Source organism: Streptomyces sp. WZ-12 (assembly GCF_028898845.1).
Lineage (GTDB): Bacteria > Actinomycetota > Actinomycetes > Streptomycetales > Streptomycetaceae > Streptomyces.
Map to the genome: position 1 here is coordinate 57,414 of NZ_CP118574.1, position 14,913 is coordinate 72,326.

Annotated in this window: 11 protein-coding genes; 5 read left to right on the top strand and 6 right to left on the bottom strand. The window is 70.8% G+C overall.

Annotated elements, in window-relative coordinates:
- Positions 1–28: 28 nt before the first annotated feature.
- Positions 29–1,117 carry an NADH:flavin oxidoreductase gene (locus tag PV796_RS00170; RefSeq protein ID WP_274910625.1) on the bottom strand — a complete coding sequence of 363 codons (1,089 nt, stop codon included), beginning with the start codon at positions 1,115–1,117 and terminating at the stop codon, positions 29–31.
- A gap of 417 nt (positions 1,118–1,534) precedes the next feature.
- Between PV796_RS00170 and PV796_RS00175 the strand changes: the two genes are divergently transcribed.
- From PV796_RS00175 to car, 3 genes are all read left to right on the top strand, one after another.
- Entirely contained in the window at positions 1,535–2,320 is a 786-nt protein-coding gene (locus tag PV796_RS00175; RefSeq protein ID WP_274910626.1) for an SDR family oxidoreductase, read from the top strand.
- A gap of 164 nt (positions 2,321–2,484) precedes the next feature.
- Entirely contained in the window at positions 2,485–3,681 is a 1,197-nt protein-coding gene (locus tag PV796_RS00180) for a cytochrome P450 (RefSeq protein ID WP_274910628.1), read from the top strand.
- 91 nt (positions 3,682–3,772) lie between these two features.
- Positions 3,773–7,234 (top strand): carboxylic acid reductase, encoded by a 3,462-nt coding sequence (gene car, locus PV796_RS00185; protein ID WP_274910629.1) that lies wholly within the window; start codon positions 3,773–3,775, stop codon positions 7,232–7,234.
- Positions 7,235–7,330: 96 nt separating this feature from the next.
- Here the strand turns inward: car and PV796_RS00190 are convergent, their stop codons facing one another.
- Positions 7,331–8,551 (bottom strand): M20 metallopeptidase family protein, encoded by a 1,221-nt coding sequence (locus PV796_RS00190; RefSeq protein ID WP_274910630.1) that lies wholly within the window; start codon positions 8,549–8,551, stop codon positions 7,331–7,333.
- Between the two features lie 428 nt (positions 8,552–8,979).
- Here PV796_RS00190 and PV796_RS00195 point away from each other — a divergent pair, with 428 nt between their 5' ends.
- Both PV796_RS00195 and PV796_RS00200 read left to right on the top strand, forming a co-directional pair.
- Positions 8,980–9,441 carry a hypothetical protein gene (locus PV796_RS00195; RefSeq protein WP_274910631.1) on the top strand — a complete coding sequence of 154 codons (462 nt, stop codon included), beginning with the start codon at positions 8,980–8,982 and terminating at the stop codon, positions 9,439–9,441.
- Between the two features lie 405 nt (positions 9,442–9,846).
- On the top strand, positions 9,847–10,368 hold the full coding sequence (locus PV796_RS00200; protein ID WP_274910632.1) for a hypothetical protein: 522 nt from the start codon (positions 9,847–9,849) through the stop codon (positions 10,366–10,368).
- A 175-nt stretch (positions 10,369–10,543) separates the two neighbouring features.
- On the opposite strand, the gene PV796_RS00205 is transcribed toward PV796_RS00200, so the two are convergent.
- The 4 genes from PV796_RS00205 to PV796_RS00220 all read right to left on the bottom strand — a co-directional run bounded on the left by PV796_RS00205 (position 10,544) and on the right by PV796_RS00220 (position 14,743).
- Positions 10,544–12,112 (bottom strand): FAD-dependent monooxygenase, encoded by a 1,569-nt coding sequence (locus PV796_RS00205; protein ID WP_274910633.1) that lies wholly within the window; start codon positions 12,110–12,112, stop codon positions 10,544–10,546.
- The gene (locus tag PV796_RS00210) at positions 12,105–12,725 is read right to left on the bottom strand and encodes a PadR family transcriptional regulator (protein WP_274910635.1); all 621 of its coding nucleotides are present in this window, start codon (positions 12,723–12,725) and stop codon (positions 12,105–12,107) included. The genes PV796_RS00205 and PV796_RS00210 overlap by 8 nt, the downstream gene beginning before the upstream one ends.
- Positions 12,726–12,851: 126 nt before the next feature.
- Positions 12,852–14,084, bottom strand: coding sequence for a sensor histidine kinase (locus PV796_RS00215; protein ID WP_274910636.1), 1,233 nt, complete (start codon positions 14,082–14,084; stop codon positions 12,852–12,854).
- Positions 14,081–14,743, bottom strand: coding sequence for a response regulator transcription factor (locus tag PV796_RS00220; RefSeq protein ID WP_274910638.1), 663 nt, complete (start codon positions 14,741–14,743; stop codon positions 14,081–14,083). The genes PV796_RS00215 and PV796_RS00220 overlap by 4 nt, the downstream gene beginning before the upstream one ends.
- Between the last annotated feature and the right edge of the window lie 170 nt (positions 14,744–14,913).

Here is a 14,913-nt window from a genome sequence, read left to right on the forward strand (position 1 = left end):
TCCGGGGCCCACCCGCCTAACGGGGGTGTCAGATCAGGGACTTGAGCACGTCAGGGTCGTAGGGAACGGTCCGGTCCAGCTCTCCGCGGAGCGCGAGTGCCGCCCAGTCCGGGTTGGCCAGCAGCGTCCTGCCGACGGCGACCAGGTCGAACTCGTCGCGCTCCAGGCGGGACATCAGTTCCTCGATGCCGGTCACGTCGGACTGCCGGGTGAAGCCCTGGGTGAACTCGCCCTCGCCGTACTGCTTGTCCAGGCCCACCGAGCCGACCGTCACGGTGGCCCTGCCGCTGAGTTTGCGCACCCAGCCGGCCAGGTTGAGGGTGCTGTCGTCGAACTCGGGCAGCCAGTACCGGCGGGTGGAGGCGTGGAACACGTCTACGCCCGCGTCGGCCAGCGGCGCCAGTAGCTGTGCCAGCTCGTCCGGGTTCGTGGCGATGCGTGCGTCGTATGCGCCGAGTTTCCACTGGGAGAGCCGGAAGAAGATCGGGAATCCGGGGCTGACGGCCGCGCGGACGGCCTGCACGATCTCGGCGCCGAAGCGGGCGCGGGAGGCGGGGTCGCCCCCGTAGCGGTCGCCGCGCCGGTTGGTGGCGCTCCACAGGAAGTCGTCGATGAGGTAGCCGTGAGCACCGTGCAACTCGACGCCGTCGAAGCCGAGTCGCTCGGCGTCCGCGGCGGCCGTGGCGAAGGCGGCCACCGTGTCGTCGATGTCCTGTTGGGTCATGGCCTTCCCGGCCGGGGCGCCGTCCAGGCCGAGCCCGGACGGGCCTTCGGCCGGCGGTTCGTCCCCGGTGCGCACGACGCCGGTGTGCCAGAGCTGCGGAATGATCCTGCCGCCCTCCTCGTGCACCCGTCGCACCACATGGGCCCAGCCGGCGAGGGGCCGCTCGCCGTGGAACTGGGGCACGTTGTCGTACGCGCCGGCGGCGGCGCGGTTGATGTAGGTGCCCTCGGTGATGATCAATCCGACGTGGTGGGCCGCGCGGCGGGCGTAGTACTCCGCCACGTCCTCGCCCGGGACGCCGCCCGGGGACTGCATCCTGGTCATCGGAGCCATCACGATCCGGTTGGGCACCCTGAGGTCACCCACGACGAAGGGTTCGTCCAAACTGGCCATTGTTCCTCCCGAGTTATCGGCACCAGGGGCGCCGCTCATGACGACGCCCCTGTGCGCGCCCCTCTCCCCCACCCGACGCGACCTTTCCAGGCCGCGCGGAAAAACGTCGGCGGCCGCGCGTCAACAGCGCATGATTATTCGTGTTGTTGATCTCCTCGTCCAGTCGGCAATACCCGTGCCGCCGACCGGAATTCGGACGTGACCGCTGCATTGTCTGAGGCGATCCAATGCATCGGAATATTCCATTTGACCGTCGTCGATGAGGTCTTGGATAGTGGCCGTGGCAACTCCGCATTATCACCATCAGTCGGCGCAAAAACTCCCACTCCCCACTGCCGTCAGGGAAATTCCTCACTGATGCGTTTCGCGCACCGGGGTGCCGCGGCAGCGAAGGGGGTGGAATCAGGGGTGGAATCCATGGCAAGTCGAAACCACCGTACGGCGGGGGTTCCTCAGGAGTTGGCCGGCAAGCGAGCCGTGGTCACCGGAGGCAGCCGCGGAATTGGCGCCGCGGTCGTGCAGAACCTGCTCGACGCCGGCGCCACCGTCGTCACCTCGGCCCGCAGCACGACCGAGCACACGCCGTCCGACGCGACCTTCGTCAAGGCCGACCTCAGCACGCCGGACGGGGTACGCGAGTTCGCGGACACCGCGCTGGACACCCTGGGCGGCGTGGACATCATCGTCAACAACGCCGGCGGGTGTCGCGCCTTCCAGAGCGCGCTGGAGATAGAGAACGACTGGCAGTACACGGTCGACATCAACTTCCTCGCCGCCGTCCGGCTCAATGCCGCGCTGGTGCCGGTCATGCGCACCCAGGGCGGCGGAGTCATCGTCCACGTCTCCTCGATCGCCACCATTTCGTCGTACCCGATGATCCTGCACTATGCCGCCGCCAAATCGGCGCTGGAGACATACAGCAAGGGACTCACCGCCGAGTTGGCACCGGACGGCATCCGCGTCGTCGCCGTCTCGCTGGGAAACGTGGCGACCCCGGGTGCGGACGCGGCGCGTGACCAGATCACCGACTATCTCGGCAACGACCCGGGGCCGGCCGAGACTTGGGCCGAGGAAATTCCGCTCGGGCGCCTGGGCCAGTCCCAGGACATCGCCGACGCGGTGGGTTTCCTGGTCTCCTCCCGCGCGGCGTGGATCACCGGCAGCACGCTCGTCATCGACGGCGGACGGTGCGCGGCCCTGTGACCCGCGCTTCTCGCCCCTGACCGCGGACGGCACCGTGTCCAGCGGGCCCCCCCGCCCGGCCCCGGCAGCCCCCGGCCCGTGAACGAGCGGAGACCGCATGCCGGTTGGGCGGGTCACCCACCATCCGTAGGCAACCGCATCCCACCACGGGAAGGACTGACACGATGAGCGCGACAGACAACGGGGTGCGGGCCTACCCGTTCGGTCCGATCGACCGACTCAACGTGGACCCGAAGCTCGTCGAGATCTGCGGCGAGCAGCCGGTACTGCGCGTCACGCTGCCCTTCGGGGGCGACGGCTGGCTGGTCACCCGCCACGCGGACGTCAAGACGGTGCTGGCCGACACCCGGTTCAGCCGTGCCGCCGCCGTCGGCGACGACGTGCCGCGGACGGTCGCGGTCGGTCTGCCGCGCACCTCCATGCTGAGCATGGATCCGCCGGAACACAGCCGGCTGCGGCGCCGGGTGGCCAACGCGTTCACCGTCCGCCGGGTGGAGAAGATGCGTCCGCGGGTCCGGGAAATCGTGCACGGCCTGCTCGACACCTTGATCACCACCGGGTCGCCGGCCGACCTCACCAAGGCCCTGACCTGGCCGCTGCCCATCACGGTGATCTGTGAACTGCTCGGCGTGCCCCTGGCCGACCGCGACCGGTTCAACGTCTGGGTGGACGGCCTGCTGATGCTCTCCGATCCGGCCCAGGCCGCGCGGGCCCGTGAGCACCTCTGCGAGTATCTCGCCGGTCTGGTCGCGCTCCGACGCGCCCAACCCACCGACGACCTCCTCGGCGAACTGGTCGCCGTGCAAGACGAGGAGGACCGGTTGGGCGAGGAGGAACTGGTCAGCCTCGGGGTCAGTCTGCTCTCCGCCGGCCAGGAGGCCACCGCCAACCAGATCGGCAACTTCGTCTACATCCTGCTGACCCATCCCGACCTCTGGCGGGAACTCGCCGCCGACCCGGCCCTCATCCCCGGTGCGGTCGAGGAGCTCTCCCGGTTCATCCCGATCAGTGCGACCGCCGGCTTCACCCGGATCGCCACCGAGGACGTGGAGCTCAGCGGGCAGACCATCCGCGCCGGCGACGCGGTGGTGGCCGAGTTGGGCCTGGCCAACCGGGACCCCGAGGTCTTCGACCGCCCCGACGAGATCGACTTCCACCGCGGGACCGTCCCGCACGTCACCTTCGGGCACGGCGTGCACCACTGCCTGGGCGCACAACTGGCCAGGCTGGAGCTGCGCGTGGTGCTCGAAGCCCTGATCGAGCGCCTGCCCGCGCTCCGGCTCGCCGTGCCGGTCGACCAGTTGTCCTGGCGAACCGAGCGCCTCATCCGCGGGGTTGCCGCACTGCCGGTCAGTTGGTGAGAGGCCGCCGGCCGTTCGCCCCTCGACCGTCGGCGGCGCCCCGCCCGCACCCGACGCACCGACACCACCAGAACGCTACCGGAGGCTGACCATGGCCGAACCACTGGAGGCGAGCACTCCGCCCGTGCCCGACCCGGGTGAGGGACTCGCCCAGGCCCTGGCCGCCGTTGATCCGGGCAGGCAGCTCGCCGACGTCATGGCGGCCGTCATGGAGAGCCACGGCGACCGACCGGCCCTCGGCGAACGTGCCAAGGACCCGTCGACGGGGCGCCTCCTCCCGCGGTTCGACACCCTCAGCTACCGCGAACTGTGGGCACGCGTCCGTGCGGTCGCTGGCCGGTGGTACCACGACCCGGAGTACCCGTTGGGCGCCGGCGAGCGGCTGTGCACCCTGGGCTTCGCCAGCGCCGACTACGCCACTCTCGACCTGGCCTGCCTGCACATCGGCGTCGTTGCCGTGCCGTTGCAGTACAGCGCGCCGCCGTCCCAACTCGGGCCGATCATCGCGGAGTCCGAGCCGCGGGTCTTCGCGACGAGCGTCGAGCACCTGGACACCGCCGTCGCCCTCGCCCTCGACGCCCCCTCGGTCCAGCGCCTGATCGTGTTCGACCACCGTCCCGAGGACGTCGCCCAGTTCGAGGCCGTGGCGTCCGCCCGGCGGCGCCTGGCCGGGGCGGACAGCCCCGTGGTCGTCGAGTCACTGGCGGAGGTGATCGAGCAGGGTGCCGCCCTGCCGCCCCCTCCCCTGTTCACCGCCGCACCGGGCGACGACCCGTTGGCGCTGCTGATCTACACCTCCGGCAGCACCGGGGCCCCCAAGGGCGCCATGTACACCCAGCGGCTGGTCGGCACCGCGTGGTACGGGTTCAGCTACGGCTCCGCGGACGTGCCCTCGGTCAGCGTCCTCTACATGCCGCAGAGCCACTTGGCCGGTCGCTACGCGCTGATGGGCTCGCTCGTCCGCGGCGGCGTGGGCTACTTCACCGCGCGGAGCGATCTGTCCACCCTCTTCGAGGACATCGCGCTGGCCCGCCCCACGGAGCTGACCATGGTTCCCCGCGTCTGCGACATGCTGTTCCAGCAGTACCAGAGCGAACTGGACCGGCGGGCCGACGAGTCCGGCGACCTCGAAGCGGCGGTCAAGGCGGACCTGCGCGAGAACTTCCTGGGCGGACGCGTCGCCAAGGCGTTCGTCGGCACCGCCCCGCTCTCGGCCGAGTTGACGGCCTTCGTCGAGTCCTGCCTCGGGTTCCACCTGTACAGCGGGTACGGCTCCACCGAAGCCGGCGGGGTGCTGCTGGACTCGGTGGTCCAACGTCCGCCGGTGCTCGACTACAAGCTGGCGGACGTCCCGGAACTGGGCTACTACCGCACCGACTCTCCGTACCCGCGCGGAGAGTTGCTGTTGAAGTCCGAAACCCTCATCCCCGGCTACTACAAGCGCCCCGAGCTCACCGCGGAGATCTTCGACGAGGACGGCTACTACCGCACCGGCGACGTCATGGCCGAGATCGGGCCGGACCGGCTGGTCTACGTCGACCGCACCAAGGACACCCTGAAGCTGTCCCAGGGAGAGTTCGTGGCGGTCTCCCGCCTGGAAGCCGTCTTCCTCGGCAGCCCCCTGATCGGACAGATCTACGTGTACGGCAACAGCGAGCGCGCCCACCTGCTCGCGGTGGTGGTGCCCGCCCCGGATGCGCTGACCAGGTGCGGCGGGGACACCGCCTCGCTCAAGTCGCTGCTCAGCGCGTCGCTCCAGCGCGTCGCCAAGGACGCCGAACTCAACTCGTACGAGATCCCGCGCGACTTCCTGATCGAGGCCGAGCCCTTCAGCCCCGAGAACGGCCTGCTCGCCGACAGCCACAAACTGCTCCGCCCCAGGCTCAAGGAGCGCTACGGCGAGGCGTTGGAACGGCTCTACGCCGAGCTCGCCGAGGGACAGGCCGAGCAACTGCGCACACTGCGGCGGACCGGCGCGGCCCGGCCCGTGGTGGAAACGGTAGGCCGGGCCGCCCGGGCGCTGCTGGGCAGCGCGCACGACGACCCGAGCCCCGAGGCGCACTTCACCGACCTGGGCGGCGACTCCCTGTCCGCCCTGTCCTTCTCCCAGCTCCTCCACGACATCTTTCAGGTCGAGGTGCCGGTCGGGGTGGTGATCAGCCCGGCCAACAACCTCGCGCGGGTGGCGGGGTACATCGAGGCGGAACGACGCTGCGAGGCGCGGCGCCCCACGTTCGCCTCCGTGCACGGCGAACACAGCACCACGGTCCGCGCCGATGACCTCGCCCTGGAGAAGTTCCTCGACGCGGACACGCTGGCCGCCGCCCCGACGCTGGCCCGCCCCCGAGGTGCCGTGCGGACCGTCCTGCTCACCGGAGCCAACGGCTACCTCGGCCGGTTCCTGTGCCTGGAGTGGTTGGCGCGCCTGGCGCCCACGGGCGGCAGGCTGATCTGCGTCGTTCGGGGCAGCAGCGCCGCCGCCGCGGCGCAGCGGCTGGACGCGTCCTTCGACACCGGAGACGACGAACTACTGTGCCGTTACCGGGAATTGGCGGACGGGACACTGGAGGTGCTCGCGGGGGACATCGCCGAGCCACGCCTCGGGCTGGACGAGGATGTCTGGCGCCGGCTGACCGAATCGGTGGACCTGATCGTCCACCCGGCCGCCCTCGTCAACCACGTACTGCCGTACCGCCAGTTGTTCGGCCCCAACGTCGTCGGCACGGCCGAACTGATCCGTTTGGCGCTCACCACCCGGTTGAAGCCCATCAGCTACGTCTCCACCGTCGCCGTGTACCTCGGAGCTTCGGCCGCGGCGCTTGTTGAGGACGCCGACATCCGCAGCACCAGCCCGACCCGGCGCCTCGACGAGAGCTACGCCAACGGGTACGCCACCAGCAAGTGGGCCGGCGAGGTCCTGCTCCGCCAGGCCCACGACCTGTGCGACCTGCCGGTCGCCACCTTCCGGTCGAACATGGTCCTGGCGCACCGCAGGTATCCCGGTCAGGTGAACGTGCCCGACATGTTCACCCGCCTGCTCTTCAGTCTGATCACCACCGGCATCGCGCCGGTCTCGTTCTACCGCAACGACGGCGCACGTGCCCATTACGACGGCCTGCCGGTCGACTTCACCGCCGAGGCCATCGCCTCACTCGGCGCCCAAGTCACCGAGGGCCACCGGACCTTCAACGCGCTGAACCCACACGACGACGGCGTCTCCCTGGACACCTTCGTCGACTGGCTCATCGACGCCGGCCACCCGATCCAGCGGATCGACGACTACGCCGCGTGGCTCACCCGCTTCACGGCCGCCCTCCGTGCGCTGCCGGAGAAGCAGCGTCAGCACTCGCTGCTGCCCCTGCTGCACGCCGTGGCGGAACCGGAGGAGGGCGTTGCCGGTTCGGCGCTCCCGGCCGAACGGTTCCGGGCCGCCGTGCGAGCTGCCGCGGTCGGCCCCGACGCGGACGTTCCGCACCTCTCGGTCGACCTCATCCGCAAGTACGTCACCGATCTGCGCCGCATCGGCCTGATCCAGGCACCGCCCGGCGGGTGATGCGGCGGCTCCGTTCGGCCCCGCCGGTGCGCGCACGCGCATCCCCGCGCAGCGGCTCGGGGCGAGCCGGCAACTCCCGCCGATGGGAGGCGAGCCTCAAGGGCGGCGGGTCCGCTCGGTGAGCCACCCCGCCATCGCCCGCACGCCCAGGCCGATCGCGCGCTCGTCCGGAGCGAAGTCCGGAAAGTGCGGGTAGGCGGTGTCGACGGAGGCGCCGGGGCGGCGGACGCCGAGGAAGGTGTACGTACCCGGGACGCGTTGCAGATAGAGGGCGAAGTCCTCGCCGCTGAAGGGAATGGCGGCCTGCATCACGGTCACCGCGTCCCTGCCGAGCGTGCGGCGCAGATGACGGGCGAGGGCGCGGGCATCGGCTGCCGGGCAGACCATGGCCGGGAACGGCTCTGCGGGGAAGGCCACTTCGGCCCCCGAGTACCGCCCGGCCACTTGCCGTATCTCCTCGCGCACCTCCCGATACCGCTCCGGCGGCCAGCAACGCACGGACGCCCGCACCGCGGAGCCCTGGGCCCCGGCTCGGGCAAACACGAACCGGGCGAGCGGACTGTCCGGCCGCTGCAGATCAGCGACCAGCCGGGCCAACTCCGCGGCCGTCTTGGGCTGCGTGACCGTGGCGAGGGCGCCGATCCCGGCGGCGAGCTGCCGCGCGGCCACGGGCGCATCCGGTCCGTGGAGGTCCACCTCGGCGTGGTCCAGGCCGGGCAGCCCGAAGCCCGGCGTCACGGCGAACTGCCCCACCGGAAACGGTCCGCAGTGCAGGGCATGGATCTCCTGGACCCCGGTGCGCTCCAGCACTCCGGAATCCAGCATCCTGCGGGCTCCCGCCAGCGACTCCTCGGCGGGCTGGAAGAGGAACACCACCGTCCCGCTGAGCCGTTGCCGCATCCCGGCCAGGACCTGCGCGACCCCTACGGCCACCGTGGTGTGGATGTCGTGCCCGCAGACATGCGCCGTCGCGGTGCCACCCCCGATGATGCCTTCGGGCGGCACCGCGTCCATGTCGGCCCGGTAGGCGACCGTCCGACCCGGCAGACAGCCGCGCAGGACGCCGACCACGCCGTTACCACCCACTCCTGTCGTCACGCTCAATCCGGCGTGCCGCAGTCTCTGAGCTACCAGGCCGGCGGTGCGGCGTTCCTTCCCCGGTGCCTCGGGGTGCCGGTGGATGTCCCGCCGCAATGCGACCAGTTCACGTTCCAGGCGGGCCACCCCGGTGGCCACTTCCGGGCGCGCCACCGGTCGGCCCAAGGCGTCGGCGAAGGCCGGCCGCCCGCACCATATCCCCACACCCGACGCCGCCACGGCCCCGAGCAACGTACGACGCGCCAGCGCACGTCCCTCGGAACTGACACTGGGACCAGGACTGTTCACGATCTCCCCCGATTTCTCCGCGATGGCCTCCCAGCTTCCCGGCGGCAACGGCCGTGGACCATCCCGTAAACCCACCGGTCCAGGGTAGGGGAAACCCCCGGACGCCAACCAAGCGCCACGGTAGGGGAGTTCGCCTCGCCATGCGTCACCTGCCCTGCGACTGGTGGCGTGCCGCCGCCGAAGGCCACTCCCCGCTTCCCGTCGAACGCCCCACCCACAGTAGCCAGTTGGCCAATCGTCAGCGCAAATACGCCATCCTCCATATCTACTGAATCTCCATTTGCCACACGATGGCAGACTCTGTCCGCCGTCCCCGGCATATGCCGATGGACGACCGACTCGGCGAAAGGAGGCCCTCTATGAAGAAGAGGGTCAGTGCACTCCTCGCAGTTGCTACGCTCGCCACCCTGTCACTCGCCGGCCAGGCCAGTGCCGCCGTCCCAGGCACCTCGGCCGCCGCGGCCAGAACCGCGGCCACGGCGAGACCCGCGTCCGACCAGGTGCTGGACGCGCCCGCCGCGCTGGAACGGGGCGAGTCCTGGACTTCCGACACGGCCCGACTGGTCATGCAGACCGATGGCAACCTCGTCGTCTACGACGAGTTCGGCCGGGCCCGCTGGGACACCTCCACCGTCAACCAGGGCTGGCGGGCCGTCTTCCAGACCGACGGCAACTTCGTCGTCTACACCCGTACCGGACGCCCGGTGTGGAACTCGCAGACCGCCGGCCACCCCGGCTCCCGGCTCGTGGTCCAAAACGACGGCAACGTCGTGATCTATGACGGAAGCCAGGCCATCTGGAACACCGGCACGGCCCACTGACCCGGGCCCGCCCCCGGCCGTCGGCAGGCCGCTCCCCGGCCTGCCGACGGCACCTCATCGGGTGGTAGCCGCACGCTTCGTCGGCAATTGCCCCACCCCCTCCTCGCCTCCACCCAACGCGTCGGTCGGTGACCCGCGCAGTGCGCACAGCACAGCGAGGCAGGGCGGAGCGGGGTCGGCACCGCCGGCTGCACGGACGCCGAAGGAACGGGACCCAATCGGCGGACAGGCTCGAAATCCCTTACCTATCGCCGGAGTTGGCTGAGAACACGCCACCCAACGGTCGGAAAACGGCATGGACATCTGCTGTTCACCGTCACCCTCTACCCGCACGGACCACGGGGCTGCTGCCATGGCGTCACTCACCCGGCACCCTGCCGGGCCCCTCCCCCACACGGAGCCCCCATGCGATCGACACAACGTCTCGCCTCCGCCATAACGGCCACCGCGCTCACCGTCGCCGGACTCGCCCTCACCATGGGAAGCGCCCACGCAGCCACCTGCTCAGCATCGCACCTACCGCTTCCCGACCCCATCTGCCAGCCGGGCGCCTACAACCCCGACGTCACCCAGTCGACGATCGAATCGACGATCTGTGTGCCCGGTTGGACCAAGACCGTCCGACCGCCCGTCTCCTACACCAACCCCCTCAAGGTCAAGCAGATCGGCGAGTACGGATACTCGGACACCGACACCGCCGACTACGAGGAAGACCACCTCGTTCCCCTCGAACTGGGCGGCGCCCCTCGCGACCCGAAGAACCTGTGGCCCGAGCCCCGCTACGGCGATCAGCCGGCGGCCAGCAAGGACTCCGTGGAGAACAAGCTCAAGACCGCGGTGTGCGACGGCACCGTCCAACTCGATGCCGCACGCAGCGCCATCGCCACCGACTGGACCACCGCCCTGTCAAAGGTCGGAATCGGCTGACCGCGGACCGGTACGAGGGACCCCACTCCGGCGTTGACGGCCGCGGAAGGTGGCCGTCAACACCGGGCGCAACATCGCGACGACGGACCGACATCACCGTCCAGGCACCTGCGTTCCTGCACCGGCCCGCCCTCGGAGAGCTGTTCTTCATGCCGGTGCCGATACGCCAAGCCGGTCACTTCTGCGGGTCGATGAGGATCTTGCAGGGGATTGCCACGGGGTTGCCGAACCAGTGCATGAGGGCCTCCCGCAACTCCTCCGCGGCCTCGCCCACCGGTGTCGAGGGCGCCCCGATCCACGCTGCGTGCCCGTCCGGGCGGACGAGGACCGCGCGGGCGTGCTCCAGGGCGCATGGGTGGGTGTGGGCGGTGGTGACCCGGTCCGCCCATGGGTGGGCGGCGGAGGTGAGGGGTTGACGGTGCGTCGTGTCGTTGAGGAGCAGGACGCCGCCGGGCGTGCGGGTCAGCAGTGCCGTGAGGTTGTCCCCGTCGTCCTGGCCCAGCGGGATGTCGGGCACCATCCGTCCCGCCCAGCGGTGTTCGGGGTCTCCTGAGGCGGGGTAGCGGGTGCCGACAGCGGTGATCGTCTCGGCCAACGGGCCTGCTGCGTCCCCGGATTCGGCCAGTTCGGAGAGCAGATCGCGGACGGGGGCCAGGGGGTCGTCGTCCCCGTTGACCTGGGTGAGCACCGCCTGCGCGCGGGTGTTGCGGAGCAGGCGCTCGCCGGCCGCGTGGCGCTCGTCGTGGTAGGTGTCGAGGAGCGTGTCCGGTGCCTGGCCGCGTGCTACCAGGGCGAGCTTCCAGCCCAGGTTGACGGCGTCGTCGAGCGCCGCGTTGACGCCGATGGCGCCGGCCGGCGGGTGGATGTGCGCGGCGTCCCCGGCCAACAGCACCCGACCCGCCCGGAACTGCTCGGCGAGCCGCGCCGCGTCCCCGAACCGGGTCAGCCACAGCGCCTCGGCGATCTCGGCCCGGTGTCCCAACGCGGTATCGATCGCGTGCTGGAAGGCGCTCGGCGAGACCGGCTCGCGCGGGTCTGCGGGCGGTGCCGGGTCGGCGGTGAGGAGACGGACGTAGCCGGGGCGTGGGATCGCGAACACCGAGCGGCCGTCGGGCCCGGTATGGGGGCCGAACGGAACGGTCGACGGGTCGGCGAGCACCACGTCCCCGAGCAGGGTGAACCGCCGTGCGGGCGTGCCGGGGAAGCCGATCCCGGCCGCCTTCCGCACCGTGCTGCGGCCCCCGTCGCAGCCAACCAGCCATCGACAGCGCATGGTTGACGGTCCGTCCGGGCCGTCGACCTCGACCGTGACGCCGGCACCGTCCTGCCGCAAGCCGGTCAGGCACCGGCCGCGGAGGAGGCGCGCGCCCGACTCCACGGCCCACTCGGCGAGCAGTTCCTCCACGCGGGTCTGGGGGATGCCGAGGACGTAGGGGTGTTCGGTGCGCATGGCGGCGAGGTCGAGGCGGGCTGCGCCGACGAACATGGTCGTCGGGACGGTCGGCCCCTCGGCCAGGAAGCGGGTGGCAAGGCCCCGGCGGTCGAGCAGTTCCAGGCTGCGGGCGTTGAGGTTGAACCCGCGGCAGAATCCCGGCGGTTCGGGGTCCCGCTCCAGGACCCGTGCCCGAACCCCCGCGCGCCCCAACTCCCCGGCGAGCGCGAGCCCGGCCGGCCCGGCGCCGGCTATCAGGACGTCGACGACCTCGCCTTGCGATGCGGTGTCACTCACCGCGGTGTCACTCACCGTCGGTCCCCTCCGGCCACGTGAGCGTCCCGCGCTCGATCTCGTCGGCGGTGCCTTCCACCCAGGCGAGTTCGGCCCGCGCCATGGCGGCGGCGTACTCGGCCTCGATGACGAACAGGCGTGGCGCGTGGTGCTCCTCGCGGGCCGCGCGGTGGGCCTCGGCGCCCTCCGCGATCCGCTCCCGCAACGCGGTGGCCCGCTCGCGCAGCGCCTCCGCGGCACGGACGCGGCCCAACGCGCCGAGGTAACCGACGGCGGAGAGGAACCGCGGGTACTCGGGCGAGGGCTCTCGGATCAGCTCGTCGAGCCAGTCGGTGAAGCCGTCCCGCCCGGCGTGGGTGTGGCGGTAGACGGTGCGGGCCGGGCGGTTGCCGACCTGTTCGGTGCCGTCCGCCTCGATCCATCCGTCCCGCGCGAGCGCGCGGACGGTGTCGTAGAGCGATCCGGTCGTGAGCTTGAACGCGCGCTCCATACCGCGCTCGCGGAGCGCGCCGGCCATGGCGTGGGGGTGCATCGGCCGCTCCAGCAACAGCCCGAGCACGGCAAGGGCGAGGGCGTTGGCGGGCCGCTTCGGGGGCTTGGGGACGGCGGTGGGGTGTCGACGGGTGGGCATGGAGCTCCAGTGCGCCGGGTTGATGGGTTTGACCACTAGGTATCGATTACTCGGTTCCGAGCATATGAGAGTGGAGATGCCGGCCGCAAGCGCGTGGGGCCTGAGAGCAGGTGCGGCGGGGCACCCTCAACTACGCGACCGCGCCGGCAGGGTGACCCGTACGCGCAGCCCGCCGGTCGGCTGCGCCCAGGCGGTCACGGTGCCGTGGTGGCCGCGCGCGATGGACCGCACGATGGCCAGGCCCAGGCCGTGTCCGGTGCGGTCGCTGGCCACGCGGGGGCGGGCCCGGTAGAAGGGCTCGAACAGGCGGCCCACCACCTCCGGGGCCACCACCGGCCCGGTGTTGGTGACTTCCAGAACGACCTGGTCGGCGCGGTTGTCGACCCGTACCTGCACCGTGCCGCCGGGCACGTTGTGGGTACGGGCGTTGTCGACGAGGTTGATGACGAGTTGCCGTAGCAGCGTGGCACTGCCGTGGACGCTGCCGGCAGCCGCGCCGGTGGAGGTGGTGGTGAAGGTGACGGAGATCCCGGTCGTCCCTTCCGTCTCGTCCGTGCCGTCCGGCTGTTCGGCGGCCGTGGCGTTGACCACCCCTTCGGCGAGCGCGGCCAGGTCAACCGGTTCCGCGTCCGGGATCGCCTGGTCCGCCACCGCGAGCTGGAGCAGTTCCTGCACCACGCGGATGTTGCGCTCGTTGGTCTCCCGCAGCATCGGCACCAGCTCGGCGAACTCGTCTCGCGACGGATCGGACCCTGCCATCTGGAGGATCGCCCGCGTCGTGGCGAGTGGGGTGAGCAGCTCGTGCGAGGCGTTGGCGGCGAACCGTTGATGGGCGGCGAAGGACTCTTCCAGGCGACCCAGGGTGGTGTCGAAGGTGTCGGCCAACTGCTTCAACTCGTCTGCCGGGCCTACGGCGTTGATGCGGTACGACAGGTCCCCTTCGCTGGCCTTGGCCGCGGCCCGGTTGATGGTGTGCAGGGGCGCGAGCAGCCGCCGCGAGAGGATCCATCCCGCGCCGAGGCCGACGACCAGGACGAGGAGCACCCCGCCGATGGAGACCAGGAGGACGGTCGACCAGACGTCCTCCTTGTCGCGGATCAGTCCGGACGTGTCGAGCGGCTGGCCCTTCTGCAGGTCTTTGGGGGGCTGGGTGTCTGGGGTCGGGCCGGGCGTGAGGGACGTTGGGGGCGGCACCTTGACGGGGGTGGTGAGGTCGTAGGTGGGCAGGTAGCGGATGCCGACGTAGATGATGGCGACCATCAGCGCCGAGCAGGCGGCCAGGGCCCCGCCGAAGCCGAGGAAGAGCCTGGCATGGATGCTGAGCGTGCGGAGCCGGTCGCGGCCCCGGCGGAACCTCACTCGGTCCCCAGGTAGTAGCCCGCGCTGATCGCGGTGTGCACGAGTCGGGGTTCGCCGAGCTTCCTGCGCAGGGTGTGCACCACCAGGCGTACGGCGTTGGTGAGCGGGTCGGTGTGGGCGTCCCACGCCTTGTCCAACAGGTATTCGGGGCTGAGGACCCCGCCTTCGGCGCGCATCAGCAATTCCAGGACGGCCAGTTCCTTGGGCGTGAGGCGGATCTCGGTGCCCGCTCGCGTCACGCGGCGGCGATGGGTGTCGAAGCTGAGGTCGGCGAAGGTCAGGACGGGTGGGTGCGCCATCGGGCTGCGTCGGTACAACGCCCTCAGTCGGGCGACGAGTTCGGGGAAGTCGAAGGGTTTGGCGAGGTAGTCGTCCGCGCCCAGGCTGAGGCCCTCCACCTTGTCGCCGAGTCGGCCCGCAGCGGTGAGCATCAGGATGCGGCAGTCCAGGCCCATGGCGACGATGCGGCGGCAGACCTCGTCGCCGTGGACCTCGGGCAGATCGCGGTCGAGCACCACCGCGTCGTAGTCGTAGACGGCGACGCGGTGCAGCGCGGTGTTGCCGTCGTGCACGACGTCGACGGCGATGGATTCGCGGCGCAGGCCGAGCTCCAGGACGCGCGCCATGTACTGCTCGTCCTCGACCACCAAAACCCGCATGCGCGCCGGACCTTCCGTGTTGCTGAGAATTACCTGAAAATGGCGGGAGGGTCGGGCGTGATTCCGGCCCTTTTCCCGGTGTTTCTCTCACGTCTATCAGATGCGGCATGTGAGTCGCATATGAGGGTTCGCGGGACGCCGTTTTTCGCAAACGCCGCTCACAAGGGGTG

Coding starts and splice junctions, on each gene's coding strand:
- PV796_RS00210 (WP_274910635.1), bottom strand. CDS start 12,725: ATGCCCACCCGTCGACACCCCACCGCCGTCCCCAAGCCCCCGAAGCGG.
- PV796_RS00175 (WP_274910626.1), top strand. CDS start 1,535: ATGGCAAGTCGAAACCACCGTACGGCGGGGGTTCCTCAGGAGTTGGCC.
- PV796_RS00200 (WP_274910632.1), top strand. CDS start 9,847: ATGCGATCGACACAACGTCTCGCCTCCGCCATAACGGCCACCGCGCTC.
- PV796_RS00195 (WP_274910631.1), top strand. CDS start 8,980: ATGAAGAAGAGGGTCAGTGCACTCCTCGCAGTTGCTACGCTCGCCACC.
- PV796_RS00180 (WP_274910628.1), top strand. CDS start 2,485: ATGAGCGCGACAGACAACGGGGTGCGGGCCTACCCGTTCGGTCCGATC.
- PV796_RS00220 (WP_274910638.1), bottom strand. CDS start 14,743: ATGCGGGTTTTGGTGGTCGAGGACGAGCAGTACATGGCGCGCGTCCTG.
- car (WP_274910629.1), top strand. CDS start 3,773: ATGGCCGAACCACTGGAGGCGAGCACTCCGCCCGTGCCCGACCCGGGT.
- PV796_RS00170 (WP_274910625.1), bottom strand. CDS start 1,117: ATGGCCAGTTTGGACGAACCCTTCGTCGTGGGTGACCTCAGGGTGCCC.